Source organism: Pseudoalteromonas sp. Z1A2, assembly GCF_011378755.1.
In the GTDB taxonomy this organism is placed as follows: domain Bacteria; phylum Pseudomonadota; class Gammaproteobacteria; order Enterobacterales; family Alteromonadaceae; genus Pseudoalteromonas; species Pseudoalteromonas distincta.
On sequence record NZ_WTKX01000024.1, the window covers coordinates 46,073 to 68,585 of the forward strand.

Annotated in this window: 17 protein-coding genes and 2 pseudogenes; 10 read left to right on the plus strand and 9 right to left on the minus strand. The window is 39.4% G+C overall.

The annotated features are described in order from the left end of the window. Nucleotides 1-6: 6 nt before the first annotated feature. The 5 genes from glgC to rluF all read left to right on the plus strand — a co-directional run bounded on the left by glgC (nucleotide 7) and on the right by rluF (nucleotide 6,441). Nucleotides 7-1,308, plus strand: a complete 1,302-nt coding sequence (glgC, locus tag GQR47_RS15705; protein WP_002958601.1) for a glucose-1-phosphate adenylyltransferase — start codon at nucleotides 7-9, stop codon at nucleotides 1,306-1,308. An 80-nt stretch (nucleotides 1,309-1,388) separates the two neighbouring features. Continuing rightward, nucleotides 1,389-2,924 (plus strand): glycogen/starch synthase, encoded by a 1,536-nt coding sequence (locus GQR47_RS15710; RefSeq protein ID WP_165724050.1) that lies wholly within the window; start codon nucleotides 1,389-1,391, stop codon nucleotides 2,922-2,924. An 89-nt stretch (nucleotides 2,925-3,013) separates the two neighbouring features. Continuing rightward, nucleotides 3,014-4,228, plus strand: coding sequence for an HDOD domain-containing protein (locus GQR47_RS15715; RefSeq protein WP_149603661.1), 1,215 nt, complete (start codon nucleotides 3,014-3,016; stop codon nucleotides 4,226-4,228). A gap of 30 nt (nucleotides 4,229-4,258) precedes the next feature. Then, a complete protein-coding gene (locus tag GQR47_RS15720) occupies nucleotides 4,259-5,329 on the plus strand; it encodes a DUF418 domain-containing protein (protein WP_165724078.1) in 1,071 nt (356 codons plus the stop codon). A gap of 86 nt (nucleotides 5,330-5,415) precedes the next feature. Beyond that, complete coding sequence (gene rluF, locus GQR47_RS15725; protein WP_165724052.1) at nucleotides 5,416-6,441, plus strand: 23S rRNA pseudouridine(2604) synthase RluF; 1,026 nt, start codon at nucleotides 5,416-5,418, stop codon at nucleotides 6,439-6,441. 22 nt (nucleotides 6,442-6,463) lie between these two features. On the opposite strand, the gene GQR47_RS15730 is transcribed toward rluF, so the two are convergent. After that, nucleotides 6,464-7,048, minus strand: coding sequence for a hypothetical protein (locus tag GQR47_RS15730; protein ID WP_165724054.1), 585 nt, complete (start codon nucleotides 7,046-7,048; stop codon nucleotides 6,464-6,466). Between the two features lie 62 nt (nucleotides 7,049-7,110). After that, the gene (locus tag GQR47_RS15735) at nucleotides 7,111-7,365 is read right to left on the minus strand and encodes a MetJ regulator of methionine regulon (RefSeq protein WP_165724056.1); all 255 of its coding nucleotides are present in this window, start codon (nucleotides 7,363-7,365) and stop codon (nucleotides 7,111-7,113) included. 242 nt (nucleotides 7,366-7,607) lie between these two features. On the opposite strand from GQR47_RS15735, the gene GQR47_RS15740 reads away from it, so the two are divergent. After that, nucleotides 7,608-7,940: a PBPRA1643 family SWIM/SEC-C metal-binding motif protein gene (locus tag GQR47_RS15740; protein WP_165724058.1), complete on the plus strand. Its 333-nt coding sequence runs from the start codon at nucleotides 7,608-7,610 to the stop codon at nucleotides 7,938-7,940. A 110-nt stretch (nucleotides 7,941-8,050) separates the two neighbouring features. Here the strand turns inward: GQR47_RS15740 and GQR47_RS15745 are convergent, their stop codons facing one another. After that, the gene (locus GQR47_RS15745; protein ID WP_165724060.1) at nucleotides 8,051-11,119 is read right to left on the minus strand and encodes an efflux RND transporter permease subunit; all 3,069 of its coding nucleotides are present in this window, start codon (nucleotides 11,117-11,119) and stop codon (nucleotides 8,051-8,053) included. Between the two features lie 2 nt (nucleotides 11,120-11,121). Beyond that, nucleotides 11,122-12,204 (minus strand): efflux RND transporter periplasmic adaptor subunit, encoded by a 1,083-nt coding sequence (locus GQR47_RS15750; protein WP_165724062.1) that lies wholly within the window; start codon nucleotides 12,202-12,204, stop codon nucleotides 11,122-11,124. A gap of 122 nt (nucleotides 12,205-12,326) precedes the next feature. Here GQR47_RS15750 and GQR47_RS15755 point away from each other — a divergent pair, with 122 nt between their 5' ends. The 3 genes from GQR47_RS15755 to GQR47_RS15765 all read left to right on the plus strand — a co-directional run bounded on the left by GQR47_RS15755 (nucleotide 12,327) and on the right by GQR47_RS15765 (nucleotide 14,630). Then, a complete protein-coding gene (locus GQR47_RS15755) occupies nucleotides 12,327-13,223 on the plus strand; it encodes a LysR family transcriptional regulator (RefSeq protein ID WP_165724064.1) in 897 nt (298 codons plus the stop codon). Beyond that, nucleotides 13,213-13,524, plus strand: coding sequence for an MGMT family protein (locus tag GQR47_RS15760; RefSeq protein ID WP_165724065.1), 312 nt, complete (start codon nucleotides 13,213-13,215; stop codon nucleotides 13,522-13,524). Before GQR47_RS15755 ends, GQR47_RS15760 begins: the two co-directional genes overlap by 11 nt. A 554-nt stretch (nucleotides 13,525-14,078) precedes the next feature. Further along, nucleotides 14,079-14,630, plus strand: coding sequence for a diguanylate cyclase (locus tag GQR47_RS15765; protein WP_165724067.1), 552 nt, complete (start codon nucleotides 14,079-14,081; stop codon nucleotides 14,628-14,630). Nucleotides 14,631-14,923: 293 nt separating this feature from the next. Here GQR47_RS15765 and GQR47_RS15770 read toward each other — a convergent pair whose 3' ends face one another. Further along, nucleotides 14,924-15,823, minus strand: coding sequence for an SDR family oxidoreductase (locus GQR47_RS15770; RefSeq protein ID WP_165724068.1), 900 nt, complete (start codon nucleotides 15,821-15,823; stop codon nucleotides 14,924-14,926). Nucleotides 15,824-16,927: 1,104 nt separating this feature from the next. Here GQR47_RS15770 and GQR47_RS15775 point away from each other — a divergent pair. Further along, nucleotides 16,928-17,793: pseudogene (locus GQR47_RS15775) on the plus strand (acetyl-CoA C-acyltransferase). Nucleotides 17,794-18,141: 348 nt separating this feature from the next. On the opposite strand, the gene GQR47_RS15780 reads toward GQR47_RS15775, so the two are convergent. The 4 genes and pseudogenes from GQR47_RS15780 to tatC all read right to left on the minus strand — a co-directional run bounded on the left by GQR47_RS15780 (nucleotide 18,142) and on the right by tatC (nucleotide 22,498). Further along, on the minus strand, nucleotides 18,142-19,494 hold the full coding sequence (locus tag GQR47_RS15780) for an MFS transporter (RefSeq protein WP_279167415.1): 1,353 nt from the start codon (nucleotides 19,492-19,494) through the stop codon (nucleotides 18,142-18,144). Nucleotides 19,495-19,944: 450 nt separating this feature from the next. Beyond that, nucleotides 19,945-20,541 carry an HD-GYP domain-containing protein gene (locus GQR47_RS15785; protein WP_004589546.1) on the minus strand — a complete coding sequence of 199 codons (597 nt, stop codon included), beginning with the start codon at nucleotides 20,539-20,541 and terminating at the stop codon, nucleotides 19,945-19,947. Nucleotides 20,542-21,308: 767 nt separating this feature from the next. Beyond that, nucleotides 21,309-21,756: pseudogene (locus GQR47_RS15790) on the minus strand (hypothetical protein). Nucleotide 21,757: 1 nt separating this feature from the next. Beyond that, complete coding sequence (tatC, locus tag GQR47_RS15795) at nucleotides 21,758-22,498, minus strand: twin-arginine translocase subunit TatC (RefSeq protein ID WP_008467379.1); 741 nt, start codon at nucleotides 22,496-22,498, stop codon at nucleotides 21,758-21,760. Nucleotides 22,499-22,513: the final 15 nt, after the last annotated feature.

Here is a 22,513-nt window from a genome sequence, read left to right on the forward strand (position 1 = left end):
AGTATTATGCCTAATTATGCAAATCGCTACATAAGTAGCCTAACCAGAGAAACTTACGCGTTAATACTGGCAGGCGGTCGCGGTTCTCGCCTGCATGAGTTAACCGATTGGCGAGCAAAGCCAGCAGTTTACTTTGGTGGTAAACATCGAATTATCGATTTTCCACTATCAAACTGCATTAACTCGGGTGTGAGACGTGTTGGTATTGCTACACAATATAAATCACATTCATTAATACGCCATGTTAATCGCGCATGGGGGCACTTTAAAAAAGAGCTAGGAGAGTCGGTTGAAATACTACCTGCATCTCAGCGCCAAGGTGATGATTGGTATTGTGGAACCGCAGATGCTGTTTTTCAAAACATAGATATTATTCGTCACGAGCTTCCTAAATATGTGATGATTTTGTCTGGAGATCATGTGTACCGTATGGACTATGGTGCTTTATTGGCTGAACATGTGCAAAAAGGCGCAGATATGACTGTGTGTTGTATTGAAGTCCCAGTAGAGGAAGCCGCAGACACGTTTGGTGTAATGACCGTTGATGAAGAAAATAGAGTGTGTCGTTTTGATGAAAAACCAGCAATGCCGAGCTCCGTACCCGGCAAGCCAGGTACATGTTTAGCATCAATGGGGAACTACATTTTTAATACTGAATTTTTGTTTGAGCAACTTAAAAAAGATTCTGAAAATGAAGGCTCTGGACGCGATTTTGGTCACGATATTATTCCAGCGATTATAGAAGAGCATAATGTGTTTGCCTTCCCATTTAGAGATCCAAACCAAGAAGGGCAACCTTATTGGCGAGATGTAGGTACGCTTGATTCGTTCTGGGAAGCTAATATGGAACTGGTAATGCCAGAACCACAACTTGATTTATACGATCCAACGTGGCCAATATGGACTTATCAAGAGCAACTACCACCTGCTAAGTTTATTTTTGATGATGAAGATAGACGTGGTATGGCTTTAGACTCAACAGTCTCGGGTGGGTGTATTATTTCGGGCTCTGCGGTTAGAAAATCCCTATTGTTTTCTAATGTCCACGTTCGCTCATTTTGTACCATTGAGCAGTCGGTAATTTTACCCGGTGCAGTTATAAACCGAGGTTGTAAAATTAAACGCGCAATAATAGATAGAAGCTGTGAAATACCTGCAGGTCTTGAAATCGGTTTTGACAAAAAAACAGATGAAGAAAACGGCTTTAGGGTATCTAAAAAAGGTATCGTTCTTGTTACACGTGATATGCTCACTGAGCTTGCAAAAAAGTTAGAACGCCAAGCGCGAGAAAATAAAAAGCTAGCGTAACAACAAGTTAGATAAGCACGACAACATAGCTTGCTCATTTGTGAGCAAGCTCACACAGGTTTAAAGGAAATAATAAATTAATGCATGTATTAATGGTTGCAGCAGAAAATGACGCGTTACCAGGCGCAAAAGTAGGCGGTGTGGCAGATGTAGTACGCGATGCACCTAAGGCTCTCGCAAAGCAAGGTATAACGGTTGATATTGTTATTCCTGACTACGGGTTTGAGCCGCTTGAGCGTATTTATATAGGTGAAGTAACCGTTGCATTTAATGCTCAACCCCATGTATTAACCATTTTTAAAGTACAACAAGCCGAAAATAATGTAAGCCAAATTGTTATTAGCCACCCGTTATTTAGTGAATCAGGCAGTGTATATTGTAATGATGCACCGGGGAGGCCTTTTGCAACTGATGCGACTAAATTTGCTCTATTTAACGCAGCCGTCTGCGAAGCGTTATTACAAGGTGTATTAAAGCGCCCTACAGCGCTGCATTTACATGATTGGCACAGTGCCTGCGTTGCAGTTTTACTTAAGTTTGAGCCACGTTATAGCTCACTTAATACCTTACCCATTGCCTTCACAGTGCATAATATTGCACTGCAAGGTATTAGGCCTTTCAAACATGATGATTCAAGCTTAGAGGCGTGGTTTCCATCACTTAGTTATAATGGCCAGCAATTATGCGACCCGCGTTACCCTCATTGTTTTAATCCCATGCGCAGTGCAATAAATCTATGCGATAAAATACATGTTGTATCGCCAACTTATAGCCAAGAGGTTCTTGAACCTAGTAATTACGAACATGGTTTTTTTGGTGGCGAAGGGCTTGAGCAAGATCTGCAAAATGCAGCAAGCCAAGGCAAGCTTGTTGGTATTTTAAATGGCTGCGAATATCCAAGCAATGCACTTGAAGGAGCAACTCTCGCTGATTTTTATAGCCAAGCTGAGAGTACTTTGTTTGGTTGGATGACCAATTACGAGCAGTTACAAAGTGGTTACTTTATTGCCCACCAACGACTACAACAATTTAAAGCAACGGTTAATAACGGTCCATTAGTTACAAGCGTTGGCCGTCTTACTGAGCAAAAAGTGTTGCTATTGTGCCAGCAGGTTAATGGGGTTTTAGCTATTGATAAAGTGTGCCAATTAATTAATGAACATAACGGCAGACTTATTATTCTCGGCTCGGGTGACAAAGAGCTCGAAAGCATATTTACCAAAGCAATGGCGCGTAATTCCAATCTTTTATTTTTAAAGGGGTATGGGCAAGGTGTTGGCGATTTAATGTATCAATTAGGTGACTTATTTTTAATGCCAAGCTCGTTTGAACCGTGTGGTATTAGCCAAATGCTAGCAATGCGAGCGGGGCAACCGTGTTTAGTACACAGTGTTGGCGGATTAAAAGATACTGTTAAACACCACGAAAATGGTTTTAGCTTTAATGGAGACACGTTGGCAACGCAAACGCGTAATTTAATTAGCTGTTTAGACGAAACTCTCTTAATTAAAAAGCAAAATCCTAAAAGATGGCATAAAATTAAGCACAGCGCAGAGCAAATGCGTTTTTCGTGGCCACAAGTGGCAACTGATTATATAACAACCTTATACCGGTAAATCGTTTCTGTACTTTAAAGTTTAGTGACAAATCTACCTGCTTAGGGTTTAATTACTTAGTATTATATAAAAGCTAAGAAGTAGGTAATGTGTCTGTATTTGTTGCAAGGCAAGCAATATTCAATCGAAGTAAAAAAGTAGTAGCCTATGAGCTACTTTTTCGTGATAGTCCAAAAAATTATTTTCCAGATATTGCAGAAGGCCAAGCAACAGCAAGGCTTATTATGGAAAATCAATTAAATTTAGGTACACGCCATATTACATCAGGCAAAAAAGCGCTTATTAATATAGGACCAGAATCACTAAAACTCGATTTATGTGCTTTCTTACCATGTCAAGACGTTGTGATTGAGCTGCTCGAAACCATAGAACCTACCGACGATAACTATGAGCTATGCCGAGGTTTATTTCATAGTAACTACAAACTCGCGCTCGATGACTTTGTATATAAACCACAATGGGATCGTTTTTTAAAGCTTGTGAAGCTCATTAAATTTGATATTGCAATTACACCTCTTAGCGAAATACAGCCCATAGTTACTAAGTTACAAGCGCATAAACAAATAAAAATACTAGCCGAAAAAATAGAAACACAAGAAGACTATGAGCTTGCCTTTGATATGGGGTTTGATTATTTTCAAGGCTATTTTTTTGCAAAGCCTACCATGATCAAGCAAAACGACATTGATTATAATTATGGTTTAGTCGTCGCTATTTACGCCGAAATAATGAAGCAAAGCCCTGACATTAAAACCATCGCAAGCCTGTTTGAGCTAGATGCTGCACTCGCATATAAGTTACTGAGATTAATAAACAGCGGTGTGTTTCCTATACAAAGCCAAATATCGTCATTAAAGCAAGCGCTTGTGTATTTAGGACACGAACGCCTGAAAAAGTTTGTGAGCCTTATTGTTACTGCTCATACAGCGGGTAAAAAGCCAGCAGAGCTAATGCAAGTATGTGTTGTACGTGCTCGCTTTTGTGAGCTGGTGGCAAAAAAGGTTAATAAAAGTCAGTCAGGCGAAGCATTTTTAACAGGGTTATTCTCGTTACTAGATGCAATCCTTGATCAACCAATGAGCTTGCTTGTTGAAAAGCTACCTTTCCCTGATGAAATAAAAACGGCATTATTAGGGGACAAAAACACACTTTATTATATTTTAAACGTTGTTAAAGCATATGAAACAGGAAGCTGGTGGGCACTTGAACAAGCTGTACTTTTGTTGAATATAGACAGTGCTATACTACCTCCACTTTACCAGCAGTCAGTCGATTGGGCTGACAGTTATAAGAATAATATTTAACGGATAATAGCTTTAATGCGCAATTATAATATGGACTTTATTCGCGGCGTTGCCGTGCTTGGCCTCGTTTACATGAATGCTTACGCCTTCGGCATTTTTGAATATGGGTATTCCTCCTTAACTAATCCTCCTGTTAGCGACTCAATTATTCACACCCTTAGCAGCGTGTTTGTAGACGGGCGTTTTAGAACGCTGTTTAGTTTGCTTTTTGGTGCTGGGCTTTACATTCAGTGGCAACGTTACAAGTCTGAAGTGCAAATAAAAAGCAGGCTCTATTGGTTAATCCTCTTTGGTTTAGCGCATGGTTTTTTACTTTGGGCCGGTGATATTTTATTTGTTTACGGTGTATCTGGCTGGTTTGTTATTAAATATTTAGAAAGTGATAGCAATGTACTTTTAAAAAGAGGGCTTGCATTTACCTTGTTGTCGGCTGTGGTTACCTTACTTGTTATATCTAGCGTACCCGATGAAATAATTTACCGCGATACAGCACAGTTTATTGAATTATATAACCCACACTATATTGATTACTTTATTAGTAACCTTGCTATGAACACGTTAATGCTTGTTATGGTGCCAATAATGACAATGTGGATGTGCGTGGGCCTTATGCTCATTGGCATTTATTTATATAAACAAGACGTTTTTAGTAAAGGCTTAACGACTCAGCAATTAATAGTTTGCGGTGCAATGACCCTTGTTTTTTGTGGAATCAGGCTTTATGCATCACAGCTTAATGGCAGCTTAGGATATGGGGTGCAAGAATTTATAAATATGTTTGCGGCGCTAGGTATGGCTACGCTGTATATTCATTTAATTGTTAAATTTTGCAATAACAGCGCACATGTTGGCAAGCTTATTCAACAAGCGGGGCGCTTAGCATTTACTTTATATATTAGCCAAACACTCATACAACTGTTGTTATATAAAGTGCTATTTACACACTGGGTGCTCAATTTTGATCGTATTGACTACTGGTTAGTTGCAACGGCATTAGTTGCACTGCAGCTCATATTTACCTTTATATACAGCCGTTATTTTAACCAAGGCCCGCTTGAATTTGTATGGCGTAAATTAACGAAAGCAAAAATTAATGCTTAAACACCTATAAATTTTAAATTAGGGGCGAAAAAATAGTGTGGGTGGTTTACACTACTCGCCTTAAAAATTACTACGCTATAAGTGCCATGACCGAATTAAAACGTTTAAATAAATTTATTAGTGAAACAGGATTTTGTTCACGCCGCGAAGCCGATAAATATATTGAGCAAGGTCGTGTCAGCGTTAATGGCTACTCGCCTGAAATGGGCGTAAAAGTTGCTGCTACCGATGTTGTATTGGTTGATGGCAAGCCACTTAAAGCCACACCAAAGCGCGTTTATATTGCTTACAATAAACCCGTTGGTATTACGTGTACTACCGAAAGTAAAATTCAAAGTAATATTATTCGCGCGGTAAATTATCCTACGCGTATATTTCCAATAGGGCGTTTAGATAGACCTTCTGAAGGGCTTATATTTTTAACTAACGAAGGTGACATCGTTAATAAAATTTTGCGTGCGGGTAATAACCACGAAAAAGAATATGTTGTTACGGTTGATAAACCGCTTAATCGTCAGTTTGTTACAAAAATGGCCAATGGTGTGCCTATTTTAGATACCGTGACTAAAAAGTGTAAAGTGACACAAACGGCCCCTAAAGAATTTAAAATAGTACTTACACAAGGTTTAAACCGCCAAATACGCCGTATGTGTGAATATTTAGGTTACGAAGTGGTGACGTTAAAGCGCACTCGTATAATGAACGTAACACTAAAAGGTTTAAAGGTAGGGCAGTGGCGTCATTTATCTGATACTGAAATGGCGCAAATAAACGACTCGATTTCTGACTCAGGTAAAACTCAAGAACATTCGCTTGATGCTAATAAACAATCAGAAAATAATACGCCGTCGATTCCTAAAAAGCGTGATTTTCAGGGTGAAAATCCTCGCCGTTTTAATAAAGGCGAACAAAGTGGCGAGCGTAGTACTGAGCGAAATTCAAGTCGCAACTCTGATCGCAGTAATGCTAATGGCGAGCGCAAAAATGAGCGCAGTAAAGCACCTTATCAAAAGCGTTCTACCACGTATGTTGGTAAGCCAAAAAGTATTAAAGAGAACAAGTCGTCACAGTCAAAACCTAGCTCGGGGCGTACCCTTAGCTTAAAAAAATAATCTGCAGCTAAGTGGTATTCTACTACCACTGTATTTCTTGTACTATATTGCCAAGTGGGCTTGTAACGCCCACTAAATTTATATTGTTATTTTGCAAAGTCACCAATTTATTCTTATCTAAATACCATCTAAAAGTGTATTTTCTGTAGTTCTGTAAACTAAGCACAGTTAGCGTTGCACAACTGTACTCATAATCATTTGGGCAACTACCTACCTCGAGTAATTGATGCTCTTGCTGCCATATATTATTGCTGTGTTTATTGGCCCATAATTTCACAGAAATACAAACTGACGTCCATAACCATAAGTAAATTAAAATGGGCAAAAACAGTGGTATAAATGCGCTGCGGAACTTCCCATGCTCAGCAATATAATTTTTAACTGTATGTTTAAATTCAAAGTTATTATTGTATTTTTTATATAGGTGCCTTAATAAAACAACCGACAACACTATCGCCGTTATTGGAAATAACGTAAATGTTAAGGTGTTATATATACTGTTGGGGATAAAAGCGGGGTCGGCTTGTTCATCCCATGCAAGTAAAACCAGCGGAGGTGCTGTTACTAAGAGTAATAAGGCGCTGTTGAAGAGTTGCTTAAAGGTCAAAGGGTATTCACTTATAAAATGTTGCTTGTATAAAGCCCAAATTAGCGCTTAATGTTTCGCTATTAAATGCTAAAGCCAATATAAAATAAGAGTATACCTAAATAAATTGCAATCGCCGATAATGCGTTTTTAGAGCGCAGGCGTTTAGCTATATCGCGTGTACCATCAACCATGCCGGAAACTACCAGCAATAAGCCTCCTGTAAATCGGTAGTTGTTTAAGTTCACGTTACCATTTTCATCAGTTATAAAGCGTAAATAACCAAAAAGTATAAAAAGGCTGCCCGCTATTAGAAGTGCAATTTTAAAGTTTTCCAAGGCTTTTCCATAATATTGAGTTAGATATTAAAACGCCACTGAGTCTAGCTAGTATAATTTTACTATATTTCGAATTCAAATTTTGCCTAAATCCATTAAATGTCCTCATTATGTCGCTATATTAGGCGTATATACGCTAAAGCTTGATTTATATTGTGCATTAGCAAGTACACCTTAGTTATATGTTGGGTAAGCTGTTAAGATGCGCCGTCTTAATAATGTAGAAAGGTTATAGAAGTAACATGTCAAAATTTTTCTTTATGGGTAAGCCCGACATAATGGGTAAAAATAACAGTAATGGATTTGCACCAAAACGTACTGCAAAGCCAGGCACAGAGTCACACCCGCTCACGCTAATTGTAAACTCAGCTGAACGACAATCAGAAATAGAAGCCATACTAGAAGAGCATTCGCTGTTTGCTTCAATTGAAGTTAAAGCAGACGTACCAGAAGATATTCGCGAACTAGACTTTGCGCTTAGTAAATCCACACCACAAGTATTTGATAAAGTACCAGAGCGTAACGCACCTTGTGTATGTGGTAGCGGCAAAAAATATAAAAAGTGTTGCGGTTAGTTTCTTAACAACTAAATATGTAGCCTTTCTTTTTTTATCGGTATTAAATAAAAATGCCACAGGATTTTGAACCTGTGGCATTTTTTAATGTTAACCAATTATATGTTTAACTACTTACGCGGTTCGTAATCAATTCTAAATATCACGGTGTACAGTACCGGCACTACAATTAGAGTCAAAATTGTAGCAAAGCCCAAACCAAACATAATTGTTACCGCCATTGACTGGAAGAACACGTCAAATAACAGCGGGATCATACCCAAAATAGTAGTTATAGCTGCCATTGCAACTGGTCGTACACGGCTCACACCAGAGTCAAACACGGCTTCATAGGGCGATTTACCTTCCCTTAATTCGAGGTTTATTTGATCAACTAATACAATACCGTTTTTAATTAGCATACCGCTTAAGCTTAACAAACCAAGTAGCCCCATAAAGCTAAACGGCGCATTCATAGCTAACAAGCCCGCGCTTACACCGATAATAGCTAACGGAACCGTTGCCCAAATCACAAGTGGTTGCTTAAGCGAGTTAAAAAGTAATACGGTTACTGCAAACATCGCTAAGTAACCCAGCGGTAATGAGCCAAATATTGCTTTTTGAGCCTTGCTTGAAGATTCAAACTCGCCGCCCCATTCCAGTTCGTAACCGCGCGGTAATTCCATGTTTTCTATTGGTCCGCGAATACGTGCAAATAGTTTAGCAGGGGTTTCATCTCCTAATACATCGTGATCGGCCATAATCGTAATTGTACGTTTGCGATCGCGGCGCATTATTAGGCTGTCTTCCCACTGTACAATAAACTCGTCTACCACTTGGGTTACTGGTACAAATACACCAAGTACTGGGCTGTATATTTGAAGGTCGTGTACGCTTTCTACGTTTAAGCGCTCGTTAGCAGGAGATCGTGCAATAATAGGCAGCAACTGCGTGCCATCGCGATATACGCCCACTTGTTTACCCGATAAACTTGTTAGTAATACATTGTCTAAGTCAGATTTACTAATACCTAAGCGGCGTGCTTTTTGCTCGTTAAACTGCGGGCGAATCATTTTAGTACGTGCACGCCAGTCATCACGAATATTGTACGCGCCATCGTCGTTACCAATAAGTTCTTCAGCTTTAGCAGCCAATTGTCTTAAAATAACAGGATCAGGGCCTGAAAAACGCGCTTCTATTTTTGCATCAGTAGAGGGGCCGATTTCCATTGGCTTAATTTTAAGCTGTGCAGAGAGTGCATGATTATTTGAGTAATCACGTACAGTTTGCATTACAGTCGCTACGGCTTCTCTGTTGGCTACACGAATAATTAATTGCCCGTACGCGGGATATGACTTTTCTGGTGCGTAGGTAAGCATAAAGCGTGGAGCGCCTTGGCCTGTTGTACTTGTTACTTCTTCAACAAGGTCTTCTTTTTGCAAAAACTCTTCAAGTTTTTTAACGCCCTCTAGGGTTGAGCGAATATCAGATCCTTGCTCTTGCCAGTAATCTACATAAAACATAGGTGTATTAGAGGCAGGAAAAAACGACTGTTTAACAGAGCCAAAACCAACAACCGCAGTACACAGTAAAACAACCATTAATATAAGCGTGGTTTTTCTAAAGTGCAGCGCTAAATCTAAAATCGCTTTGTAACCGTTAAAAATAAAACCTTTGTATGGGTCTTCATCTTCTTGGCCTTCTTCGTTTTTAAACTCGTTTTCTTTGAACATTAAATTGGCAAAAAATGGCGTTAACGTTATGGCTGTTATCCAACTTAACAAAAGCGAAATAAACAACACCCAAAACAAGCTGCCGGCAAATTCACCACTGGCATCAGAGCTTAAACCAATTGGCGCAAAGGCAGTGACTGCAATGACTGTTGCACCTAGTAAGGGCCATTTTGTTTGCTCAACAATATTAACCGCTGCTTTGAGTTTTGTTTGCCCACGTTTAAGGTTTATTAGTATCCCTTCGGTTACAACTATTGCGTTATCAACCAGCATCCCTAGGGCAATAATAAGTGCTCCAAGTGATATGCGTTGCAAGTCGATGGCAAACAACTTCATAAATATAAACGTACCCAGTACAGTAAGCAGTAAAATACCACCAATTAAAATACCGCTTTTTAAACCCATAAATAACAGCAGTACTACAATAACAATCGCAATAGCTTCAAGTAAGCTGATAATAAAACCATCAACCGATTTTTGAACCTCTTGTGGTTGGTTGTATACCGAATTTATGTCAATACCATGAGGGCGTTGATACTCAAGTGAAGCTAAGTGATCGTCAATGTGTTTACCCACATCAACTACGTTAACTCCTGACATAAACGACACGCCAATAAGCAAAGCTTGCTGAGAATTATAACGAATAACATTGTTAGGTACTTCTGCGTACTCTCTGTAAACCTTTGCTACGTCGCCTAAATAAATAAGCTCACTTGCACCAGGTTTTGAAATTAATAGCGTTTCGAGCTCTTTTACATCTTTAAATTCGCCAGTAGGGTGCAAGCGAATTGACTCATCGCCTACGCGAATTTTACCCGCATTAGAAACCGTATTTTGCGATTGCAGTAACTGAAATATATGACTTGGTGCAATACCTAATTGAGCTAATTTACGCGTTGAGACTTCAACCATTACTTGCGGTTGTTGCTCACCTGCAACCGTTACTTTACTTACGCCTTTAACCAAGACTAGCTCACGTTTTAAAAAGTCTACGTAGTCTTTAAGCTCGTCATATGAGTAGCCATCACCGGTTACCGAATACATAACACCGTAAACATCGGCAAAGTCATCTAAAATAGTACTTGGGTAAACGCCGCTGGGAAGCGAAGGGGAGAGGTCGTTAATTTTACGACGCATTTCATCCCAAATTTGGCGAAGTTGCTCTTTTCGATAAGTGCTTTTCATCTCTACCGAAATTTGCGACTTGCCGTTAGATGAAATAGAAGTAACGTAATCAACATAAGGGAGTTGCTGAATCGCGTTTTCCAGAGGAAAAGTTACTTCTTCCTCTACTTGTTGCGGCGACGCGCCAGGGTACATGGTAATAACCATGGCTTTTTTAAGCGTAAACTCAGGGTCTTCTAATTGCCCTAAATCAAAATACGACACGGTACCGCCAATTAATAGCAGCAGCGTAAACATCCAACTGATTACTTTTTTCTCTATGGAGAGTTGTGCAAAGCTCATAATTATAAGCCTCGCTCTTTATTCCATGCTCTTACTTTCATGCCTTCTTTTAGTGAATGCACACCGGCAGAAACAACAATTTGGCCTTCTTTAATACCACTTAACACCTCAATACCATCGCGGTGTAGCTGGCCAATTTTTACTGCTTGTTTATGTACTTGGCTAGTTTCTGAATCAAAAAGCCACACGTAGGCATTATCTTTAATAGATTCTTGAGGTTCAGAAAACACTGATTCAATTGGCAGTATTGTGTAAGACACTTGCGAGCGAGTTACTTTACTTAAATCAATAAATACACTGCCCGTCATACCCGCTAGTAAATTAAAGTCCTCAGGTACTGGTAGCGAAAACACAACTTTATAGGTAAGGGTTGCAGGGTCTGCTTGGGTATCCCACTCTTTAATATCAAGTGTGTATTCTTTATCGTCAAAGCCATCGAATTTTACAGTAGGGTGGTAATCAGTGCCTTTTTGAAAACGAGCGACTATTTTTTCAGGAACCTGGATTTCTACATCCATTAAATCGCGTGTTTCTAAACGCAATATATTTTGTTTGGCTTGAATGTTTTCAAAGTTTTTAACAAATACTTTTGCAACTGTGCCTGAAAATGGCGCGCGTAGCTCGCTGTACTCAAGGTTTGTTTGTGCAATTTTAAATGCAGATTCAGCAATTTGCATATTAGCAGTGGCTTGATCTAATTCTGATTGGCTAGTGATTTTTTTCTCAAACAATTGCTCAATACGGCCAAGTTGTGATTTTGCCAATTCAAAGCGCGCTTTGCGCTCATCAAACTGCAACTGAAAATCTTCAGGGTCCAGTTTTGCTAATAAATCACCTTTTTCAACGTGTTCACCAGCAAGCACCGGAAACTTAATAAGTTCGCCGTTTACCCTAAAAGCAAGGTAAGAGCCTTGGTTTGCAACAACCTCAGCAGGAAAGCTGCGAATGTTAGTTTGAGAATCATGACCTATGTTGAATAATTTAACAGGGCGAATGGGCTCTTCTTTAACTTGTTGTTCTGGCTCAGAACAGGCTATTAAGCTTAATAAAGTCGTAGTTAAAAAACATAGACGAAAGAGTTTCATGTCTTCTCCGTTGCAATGATGGCAAAATAATTAAGTGCAGCATACGCTGCAAACATATAAAATAAAAATCATTAAATCTTAGAAACTCAATAAGTTTTACTTATAATGTTGCAGAGTGCTATATGAAGCTGAATCAATTAATAATTTTAGATGCCATAGTGCAAAGCGCAAGCTTAAGCGGGGCAGCACTAAAGCTACATAAAACGCAGCCAGCGCTTACACTTGCTATTAAAAATCTAGAAGAAAAAATAGGGTTTGAGTTGCTAGACAGAAGTAAGTACCGATTACAGCTTACTGAAAAAGGGCGTATTTTTCACCGCGAGGCGCAGCAACTTCTGCATGCAAACGACGAGCTAGCGCAGCTTGCTAAAGAATTGGCACTCGGTAATGAACCCCAATTTAGAATTTGTTACGAACAACTTTGCCATACGCAGAGTTACAACGAGATCATAAGTAATACTTTTAGATTGTTTACCAGCACCGAATTTAGCTTAACAAGCGGGAAGCGCTTTATTTCGTTAGAGCAAGTAAATAGTGGGCAAGCCGAATTAGGCATTGGTCCGTGGTTTGATTTATTTCACGCGACAGGCGATTTAGAAAGCGTACCTATAGGCAGGCTCGATATTGGCATTGTCAGCGCCAAAGGCGTACTTCCTCAAAAGCTAACCTATAGTGAACTACAAACGTATCCGTGTTTAGCCATGTTTGAAAGTGACTTGAGTATCGACAGCGACAGGCTATCGTACTCAAAAGGCTCCGCCATGATGAAAATTGATGATGTATCGACCTTAAAATCGTTTTTACTCTCAGGTGCTGGTTGGGCAATGATGAGCCTGTCGCACTGCGACACTGAAATAAAAGCAGGCTTACTTCAAGAAATACACATAACTGACCGAGAGCATAAGTTTAGCGCGCAAATTAGAGCCTTTAGGCAGCATGCAATGCACCACGGCCCTGTAGCGCGTACTATTTGGGAGCAATTTAAAGTACTTAGTGAGGCGTATTTAAATGAACGCTGATATTGATAAAGAAACACTTATTTATACTGTTATCGCAGGCATACCAATAGGTAAAGTGGCAAGCTACGGGCAAGTTGCAGCTCTTGCGGGCTACCCGCAAAACTCACGGTTGGTTGGGCGCTTATTAAAAATGATGCCAAACGACTCGGTTATACCTTGGCACAGGGTAGTGAATAGCCAAGGTAAAATATCATTCCTTGAAGGTAGCGAAAAATATCAAGAACAGCGCGAAAAGCTATTATCAGAAGGCGTACTGTTTAAAAACGACAAAGTGAATATGCGCGAGTGCCGGTGGCAGTAGAAGACAAGGAATGGCTTAATAATAGTATTTAAGCACTGTTACCAAACCAAGCATGTTGACCACTTTTTTATTTATGAAGTTTAGCAATACATATAAATAACCTGATATTTGAGCATTTAGTTTTATCTTCAATACAAGCCCCTTACTAACCGAAATTATCGATAAATGAAAAAGTTACAAAAAAGGGGCATATTTTCTACTTTCTAGCCATCAAAAATACAAAGAGATGAGCCTAAAACTCTTCCACACCTACTTATACCTGCGTTTTCATGCAATCCACTAAAAATAAAAGTTTGGCATACCACTTGAAGTAACAATCTGTCGGAGAAAATAATGAGCATACCCGTGGTGGTTCAAGAGCTCGCTTCAAAAGGTATCTCATATACAGCTAAGTAAAAAAATTCTTAAAGCTATAATAAAAGTGGCTAAGAACGTGTTTGAAGAACACGGTTTATGCTTATCGGTACGTTATTAATTATCGAAATGACCAAGCGTATATATTTAGTTTTGAGTGTGACAATTTTTAAAAACTTGATTTTAAGGACTAACCAAATATGACTGACCCTACTTTAGTTATTTTAATGTACTTTGTGATCCCTATTTGGCTTGTAGCTGGCATTGCGGATTGGTTTTGTCATCGACGTAGTAATATTTCTACAACAAGTGGTGCAAAAGAGTCGTTTATTCATCTATTAATGTTTGCCGAAGTGGGTATACCGTTAATTCTTGTTTTAATTTTTGAAGTTAATAGCTTGATTATTGCTATTAGTATCTTGTTGTTTTTTATTCATGAACTTACAGCAATGTGGGATGTAACTTACGCGGTAAGTAAACGTAGAGTAGGGCCAATAGAGCAGCATATACATAGCTTTTTAGAAATGATACCGCTGTTGGCTTTAGTATTAATTATTACGCGGCACTGGGAGCAATTTACAGCATTATTTACTCCCGGGGGCTTTCCTCCTGAATTTACGCTCCAATTAAAAGAGTCACCTATACCAATAACTTACTTGATAACAGTGCTATTTATATCACTCGTGCTAGAGTTTATGCCTTATTTAGAAGAGTTCATTCGCGGTATACGTGCTAAAAAAGACAACGCATAAAGCCAGTTTGATAAATAAGTATAAAGCCTAAGTTGACTGCTTAAGCAGCTCTAGTTGTTTTAGCAGTTTGTTTATGCGTGCTTAAATAGGCTCACTCAACCTCGTACTAAGTCAAATATTGCAGTGGGTAGCTCAGGCTTTTAGGGTGTTTATAACCACAGTTTCACGAATACTTAGTGGACTTCGTTTAGATGTGATGCAAAAAGAGTAGGTAATAAAAGCGGCGTATTCTCGCCGCTATTATGTTGTTTAAAGTCATCTGTTGAGATTAACTAATGTGTTAGTCATTATGATTAAGGTAGATGTTGCCCACCTGTCACGCCCATTATTTCAGCGGTAATGTAACTTGACTCTTGCGAAGCTAAGTATACATATGTTGGGGCTAGCTCGGCAGGTTGGCCTGGTCTACCTAGTGGCACGTTATCACCAAATTCGGGAAGTTTTTTCGCCGGTTGGCCGCCACTTTGTTGTAGCGGAGTCCAAATTGGCCCTGGAGCAACACCATTAACCCGAATGCCTTTATCTATTACCATTTTTGCTAAACTTTTAGTAAAGCTAGTAATTGCGCCTTTAGTTGATGCGTAATCCAGAAGTCCAGCAGATGGCTGGTAACATTGGATAGAGGTTGTGTTAATAATACTTGCCCCGGGTGGCATATGCTTTACTGCGGCCTTTGTTATCCAAAACATAGCAAATACGTTTGTTGCATATGTTTGGCAAAATTGCTCGGTAGATAAATCTTCTAACTCGGCGACAAATTGTTGCTTACCAGCATTATTAACTAGTATGTCAATTGACCCCAAGTATTCAACGCTTTGAGCAACAAGGCTGTTACAGAAATCTTCATCAGATATGTCACCTGCAATACCCCAAGCCTTGTTACCGCTGGCTTTTAGTATATCGAGTGTTTCTTTCGCATCGGTTTCTTCGCTGGGTAAGTAATTAATAACAACTTCCGCACCTTCTCTTGCAAATGCGATGGCTACGGCTCTTCCAATCCCAGAGTCGCCGCCTGTGATCAAAGCTTTACGGCCTTTTAACCTGTCGTGGCCCTCATAGGAGTCTTCGCCATGATCTGCTTTAGGTTTTAAAATTTCATCTAGCCCTGGGTCCGGTTGATTACTGTCTTTTTCGGTACGTCCCATCTGATATTGGCTTCTAGGATCTTGCATAGTAAATTGATTAGTTGGCATATCAAAGTCTCCTCAACGTAAAGTTTAAGTTCGATTAATTGCATGTAATCACAAAGAGCGTAATCTCAGACAGCACAGCAATGCTGTTACTTCTCTTTGCTTAGCGTGAATTGGGTGATGTAAAAAACATAAGAGGCGTGTGTGGTTGTAAAATGTCGAAGCTAAAGAGCGACTAACTGATTTAGCACGAATAGCAATATTATAGTTAGCTTGTAATGCTCCCACTCTGTCTCTCCTTTAAAATTGACATTTTTAGCCGTTTACGTACACCGCCTTCATTATAAAAAGCAATAGATATGCCACAGAGGTACTTTTTAAATATTAAGCTATGTTACTTATTTTAAAGTGTTTATATTTAAACTGTTGAAAGTATAAGTGCGGATGAAGGGTAAAAAGTGGATATTAGTACCGAAAATATTACACACTGTTCATTTAGCCAATCAAGTTGGGAAGGTGCGTTTATGGCTACACTGATGGGCTTATAATTAAGCCAGAAAATAGCAGCACGTTAAAATGTATCATTAAGTGATATGCTAATCCCCCCGAAAAATTATAGAAGCCAAATATAAAATTTTCACCTATCGCAAGTATGCGTGGCACTTGAACTAAATTTTGTACGTTTCGACGTTAGCTTTTCTTTAGTGTAAAAAACAAACTGGAGTTTCATGGTAATTGCAATAAAACGTCAAGTAAGTTCGTCTAATACAAAATATTATTACTTTTTATTACTGTGCGTGCACCGTGCTTTTTTTATGAGGCGAAGACCACTTTACAGGTAAGTCTTACGAACACCGCAGAGGCTAGGTTGAAGATAAATCAATTAAAAAAGGAAGAATCTTGATTTCTTACATTACAGTTTTGAGTGGCTACTCATGGCTCTGTGCCAAAGTTCGGCTCAGTGCCAGTGTAGGTCGGATAAGCGAAGCGCCATCCGAAACAGTAAAATACCTTATCAATTATTATCAATATTTTATGGTGTCGAGTGGCTGGAGAGTGCCATGAGCGATCATTGAAGATTTTTATTTTATGAAGTCATGATTTGATCCCATTATTGTTGCTGCAAAAAGAACCGCAATTGGTGGTTTTGGACAAAGTTTATCAAGCCTGTCAGCTATTGAAATAGGTAGTCAGTTACTTAAAACCGTTCTTGATGAAACACCGCAAGTAAAGCCATACATTGAGGAGGTGATTTTAGGGCAGGTGCTAACAGCAGGTTGTGGCCAAAACACAGCAAGGCAGACAGCACTTAATGCTGGACTACCTATTAATAAGTCTGCTTTTACTATTAATCACGTATGTGGCTCAGGACTAAAAGCGGTGCAATTGGCTGCGCAATTAGTTCTTTGCGGTGATGCTAAAATGGTGGGTGCAAGTGGGCAAGAAAGTATGTCTCAGGCGGCGCACGTATTACCCAATAATAGAGTATCTAAAAAATTAGGTGACTTATCTTTGGTTGATAGCCTAATAAAAGATGGTTTGTGGAATAGTCGCGAAAATATTCATATGGGAATTACAGCTGAAAATATAGCTGAAAAATTTGCTGTAACTAGAGAGGAGCAAGATGAATTTGCTGTTCGCTCACAGCAAAAAGCGGCACATGCGATTAGCTGTGGTTCATTCAAAGAAGAAATTTCTCCTATTGGCATAAAAAACGAGGCGGCGATATTCAGTATTGTGATACTGATGAATCGGTGAAAGCCGACACGCAACTTAGCAATCTGAGTAAGTTGAGATCTGCATTTAAAAAAGACGGTTCAGTTACTGCTGGAAATAGTTCAACTATTAACGATGGCGCAGCTGAGGTGGTGGTTACTACAGACGAGTATGCAAAAAAGTTAAACTTACCTATTTTAGCTGTGATTGAAGCTACCGCTTGCGAAGGTGTTGAGCCGCTTTACATGGGCACTGGCCCAATAGCGGCCATGCAGGCTGTGTGTAAAAAAGCGGGCTGGCAAGTGTGCATGATATAGATTTAATTGAAGCCAATGAGGCATTTTCAGATCAAGCTTTGCATGTAAATACTGCGTTGGGGGTTGGATAGTAATAAAGTAAATGTTAACGGGGAGCGGTTGCACTTGGTCATCCAATTGGAGCTTCAGGTTGTCGTATTTTAGTTTCGTTAATATATCAAATGAAGCATGCGAACAAAGCAGAAGGGCTTACAACAGTTTGTATTGGCGGGGGCATGGGTATTGCCATGCTCATATCACACGACTGTAAGTAGTTTTGTTTTGCTAACGTGTTATAAATTTAAGTGACTATAGCCGAGTACTTCTTGGCTATAGTCCGTATAATATTAAATTCTTAATTAAAAAGCGTTAAGCTTTTCCCCGAAGTGCAGAAATACAGCTTGCCAAAACCACACAACCCAACGAAATATTAAATGCCAGCGAGATTGTACTCATTAATGCAGTGCTATTTTGCGCCGAAAAAGTTTTGTCGCCTAAATAATAATGGACAATTAGATTGACTAAACTCATTCCAAATAAATTACCAATTGTGCGTGATAAATTCATGGAAGAAGAGGCTACGCCTAACTCATTCTTATCTACAGCGCCCATAATTGCATTATTGTTAGGCGTTGAGAATAAGCCAAAGCCAACACCTAACAATAACAGTGAGCCACTTATGTATGTGATACTTGAGTCCATAGATAACAGTGATAGTAAAAAAAAGCTGACCATAACAATTATACAGCCAAATGTAGCTATTATGCGTGGCTGTATTTTATCTGAAAGTTTACCTGACAATGGTGCCATAATGGCCATAGAAACCGCTTGCAGTAACACGATTTGGCCAGCATGAGAAGGACTTAACCCTTTAATATATTGCAGATATAAGCTTAACAAAAAAGCCAATGAAAAATTACTGGCGTACATTAGAAACGATGTAGATAGTGATAAGCTAAATACTCTGCTTTCTAAAAACATTTGTACTCTGATTAATGGTCGCCTACTTTTACTTTGGTGAATAATAAATAATCCTAAGCTTATTACCGAAAGTAATGTTAAACCCCAGCCAGACATAGTGGGTAAATCACTGAGCCCTAATACTAAACATATTGCAAAGAGTGAGAAAAGCCCAGTACCCCACCAGTCAAACGAAGATTTTTTATCGTTTTTCCACTCACCATGTAAAAAAAGTTTAATAGAAAGCAGTAGCAGAAGTACAAGCGGAATTTGAGAGTAAAATACAGCTCGCCATCCCCATATTTCTGTCAGCCAACCGCCTACTGCAGGGGCCGCACTTAAGCCTATATAAACACATGCTGCAGAGGTGCCTAGTGCCATACCTCTTTTATTATTTGGTGTAATAGAGGTAATAATAGCTACACCAATACCAAAAATCATTGCTCCTGCAGCGCCTTGTACAAAACGCCAAAAAAGCACCCATTCAATTGATGATGCACTAGCACACATCAGTGATGCTAGTGCATTTAAGCTTAAGCCAAATGCATAGACTCGCTTGCGACCATAATTATCGGCTATTTTCCCGCAAGGCAGCATAAATATCACGCTACTAAGTAAGTAAAGGGTCGGCATCCAACCAATCATTTTAGCGCTTGCTTGTAAATCTTGAGCAAGATTTGGAATGGCAATGTTGACACCGGCCATACCAAGAGGTCCGATAATAGATCCGCTGCATACAATTATAAGCGCGATGGTAGTAATAGGGAGTTTAAACAAATATGGTCCTTAACGCATAGACTATAAAAATAATAAAAAGTGGTGCTTGAAAGCATGGGTTGCGAGTGCATTTATTATTGCTAATAGCAAAGGAGGTAGCAAGTTTGGTCTACTAAGCATCAACGTAACTTTAAAGCAGCGTATTTCTTGGTCCAATATGATGAGGTATTACTTTGTAGACCATTGAAAAAGTAATACCGTAGATTAGTTAATATAAATAAACATGCCTTTAAGCTTCACATAACCGCTTAATTGTACTAGCTCAGACTTGATCCGACAGTCGCATCTGTGCCATTTGCAGACATTAGCAACGCCTGAGCTCAGGTGCATTTGAGACAACGCCTGCTTTTGCGTTAGCAAAAAAGTGGGTGGCGGATCAAATGTCATCTGCAGAGACTTTTTAGGCAGCGTTCACCGTATTCTAGGAACGAGCGTTTACGAGGCACGTGCCGAACTGGCCTTTATGACTTTTGTAAACAACAAAAAAATATTTGGATCAAACTTCGTGTCCACTTCATGCTTCAAGATATTCATAGTTTCAAGGTGCGATTTAGCCATGCGGTATGGCCTGCTAGTCGTCAGTGCATCATACGCATCAATGATCGAAAGTATTCGACTACTCAGGGGAATATCGGCACCAGCCAGTCCGTCTGGGTATCCGCTTCCATCAAATGCTTCATGATGATGTCTGACAATAGACGCGACCTCGTCTCTGTTTGTCAGGAATGTCTCACTAATTATTCTCTCACCGATAACCGAGTGAGCCTTTATCTCTTCTCTTTCATCAGGTGTGAGCTTTCCAGGCTTCGAGAGAACAGTATCACGAACTCCAATCTTACCCACGTCGTGTAATTGACTGGCAATACGCAAGTCATCTAATGAGGGGGCACTCAAATCGGCCGCACGCCCCACTTCCAACGCAAGCGCACAGACGCGGTCACAATGGCCTCTAGTATACGCATCGCGCGCGCACAATGCCGTAATGAGTGATGGGTAAGCATTTTCTTGATCTGGTGCGAGGGCAAAAGCCATTGAATATCTCTCCTTGTTCAGCAACGCCTAACAATTTAATAGTGCGCTCATCACGCATATTTTTGCTGACTTCAAGCTCATCTATCCACATTCCAACAAATAACCGAGGGTATTTCAAGATTTTAAATAAATTTAAATGTAGGATATACGCGTTGCTCGTTTGCTTGACTATATGAATAAACGACACAACTTTATCTATTAATTAGCCCTAAATTTAGCCATCCTCAATGACCGGTTATCGCTCTTTTGAGGCATTCGCCTAAACACGTTTTGGGGCAGAAATGAGTTTGGCAACATCGCCTCTGTTAGATTCCAATCAGCACAGAAAGTACTACCTCTATAAGAACTATGCTTTAGTTCAGTTCACCCTTACAACCGCAGATATTAACCATTAAAGGAGATGTTACACTTTTAAGTATGCATAACATTAATGTTTGAAACTTTTTTGCCTTCCCAGTCCGCCTTTCGTGTCAATAGAAGGTATGTATGACAATAAAGATCAAAACTTAGATTCAATCAACGTGCCTATCCAAAGAAAAATTGTGACAACAAAGATTGAAACTCACTTTTGGACATCTTCAACGCTGGCGAGAGTGTTTTATCTTCTTGTAACTGAGTTTTAGTTTGCTCAACTATTTCAGTGATATTTATGCTGTTTAAATTCATTAAAGCTAGAGCGATAGGGTAATAGCTCTAGCTTGGCATACTGGCAGGATCAGTCAATAGCTAAAAAAGATCCTTAGAAAATAATTTGTCTTGGTGAATAGTTACAAAGAATTAAATACACCACGACTAATAACCACGTTGTCATCTTCTTTTAGCGTTATGCCGTCAGATCCAATTTGGCGCCATTGTTGGCCGTTTTCTAGAGTAATAATTAACTCACCATAAGCTGCTTCTTTAATGGCTGATACAGTTGAGCTAATAGAGCTGTCATTTTCTTTCGCAATATTTTTATGCTCTGAAACCAAACTCTTCTGCTTGTGTTACCGCTACAGCAACAGGTGCGGTGGCTTCTGTATTTGTTGGTGAGAGTGTTTTATTTACAGTAGGCTTGCTCAGCGGTTTACCGGCAACCGTATTATCGTAACAAAGCAGGCGGTTAAAGTCGTTTTCAATAAAGCTACATGCTTGCAGTGCTTGCTCGTTAATAGCTGTGGCTGCAAAAGTCGGTGCGCTTAACAAAACTAATAGTGAGAGTAGTTTTTTGTTCATGTTATTCCTCAGATTCTTGTTGTGGTTTAGCGGTATAAAATTTAGCTAAAATTAGGCCTAGCTCAAACAAAATAAGCATAGGTAGCGCTAATAAAGTTTGTGACAATACATCGGGCGGTGTTAAAAACATCGCTACTACAAAAACACCCACTACAATATAGGGACGTTTTTCTTTTAAGCTTTGCGTTGTTGTAGCGCCGCTCCAGCACAGCAGCATAATGGCTACTGGAATTTCAAAAGCGACACCAAAGGCAAAAAATAGTTTTAGTACAAACCCTAAGTAGCTACTAATATCCGGTGCTAAGGTGAGCATTGCAGGACCCGCACTGGTAAAAAAGCCTAAAATAATTGGCAGTACTACAAAGTAGCAAAAGGCAATACCACCATAAAACAAAAAGATGCTTGAGGCGAGTATTGGCATTAACATGCGTTTTTCGTGCTTATACAATCCCGGAGCTATAAAACCCCAAACCTGGTGTAATATCCACGGAATAGAGGCAAATAATGCGACAAATAACGTTAGTTTAAAAGGGGCAAAAAATGGCGCTGTGACATCAGTTGCTATCATGGTTGCAGTGTTTGGCAAATGTGAAATTAATGGCGCTGCAACAAATGTATAAATGTCGTTTGCAAAATACACTATTGCAATAAAAATAACTAAAATGCTTAATAGTGATTTAATCAGCCGATCGCGTAATTCAATTAAATGCGCGACAAACCCCGATTTTACTTCCTCAGCCATTATTTTTTATACCAT

Excerpts from the sequence above, each read along its gene's own strand:
- rluF (WP_165724052.1), top strand. The coding sequence starts at position 5,416 with ATGACCGAATTAAAACGTTTAAATAAATTTATTAGTGAAACAGGATTT.
- GQR47_RS15745 (WP_165724060.1), bottom strand. The coding sequence starts at position 11,119 with ATGAGCTTTGCACAACTCTCCATAGAGAAAAAAGTAATCAGTTGGATG.
- GQR47_RS15755 (WP_165724064.1), top strand. The coding sequence starts at position 12,327 with ATGAAGCTGAATCAATTAATAATTTTAGATGCCATAGTGCAAAGCGCA.
- GQR47_RS15740 (WP_165724058.1), top strand. The coding sequence starts at position 7,608 with ATGTCAAAATTTTTCTTTATGGGTAAGCCCGACATAATGGGTAAAAAT.
- GQR47_RS15720 (WP_165724078.1), top strand. The coding sequence starts at position 4,259 with ATGGACTTTATTCGCGGCGTTGCCGTGCTTGGCCTCGTTTACATGAAT.
- GQR47_RS15765 (WP_165724067.1), top strand. The coding sequence starts at position 14,079 with ATGACTGACCCTACTTTAGTTATTTTAATGTACTTTGTGATCCCTATT.
- GQR47_RS15750 (WP_165724062.1), bottom strand. The coding sequence starts at position 12,204 with ATGAAACTCTTTCGTCTATGTTTTTTAACTACGACTTTATTAAGCTTA.
- GQR47_RS15770 (WP_165724068.1), bottom strand. The coding sequence starts at position 15,823 with ATGCCAACTAATCAATTTACTATGCAAGATCCTAGAAGCCAATATCAG.
- GQR47_RS15785 (WP_004589546.1), bottom strand. The coding sequence starts at position 20,541 with ATGGCTTTTGCCCTCGCACCAGATCAAGAAAATGCTTACCCATCACTC.
- GQR47_RS15710 (WP_165724050.1), top strand. The coding sequence starts at position 1,389 with ATGCATGTATTAATGGTTGCAGCAGAAAATGACGCGTTACCAGGCGCA.
- glgC (WP_002958601.1), top strand. The coding sequence starts at position 7 with ATGCCTAATTATGCAAATCGCTACATAAGTAGCCTAACCAGAGAAACT.
- GQR47_RS15760 (WP_165724065.1), top strand. The coding sequence starts at position 13,213 with ATGAACGCTGATATTGATAAAGAAACACTTATTTATACTGTTATCGCA.
- tatC (WP_008467379.1), bottom strand. The coding sequence starts at position 22,498 with ATGGCTGAGGAAGTAAAATCGGGGTTTGTCGCGCATTTAATTGAATTA.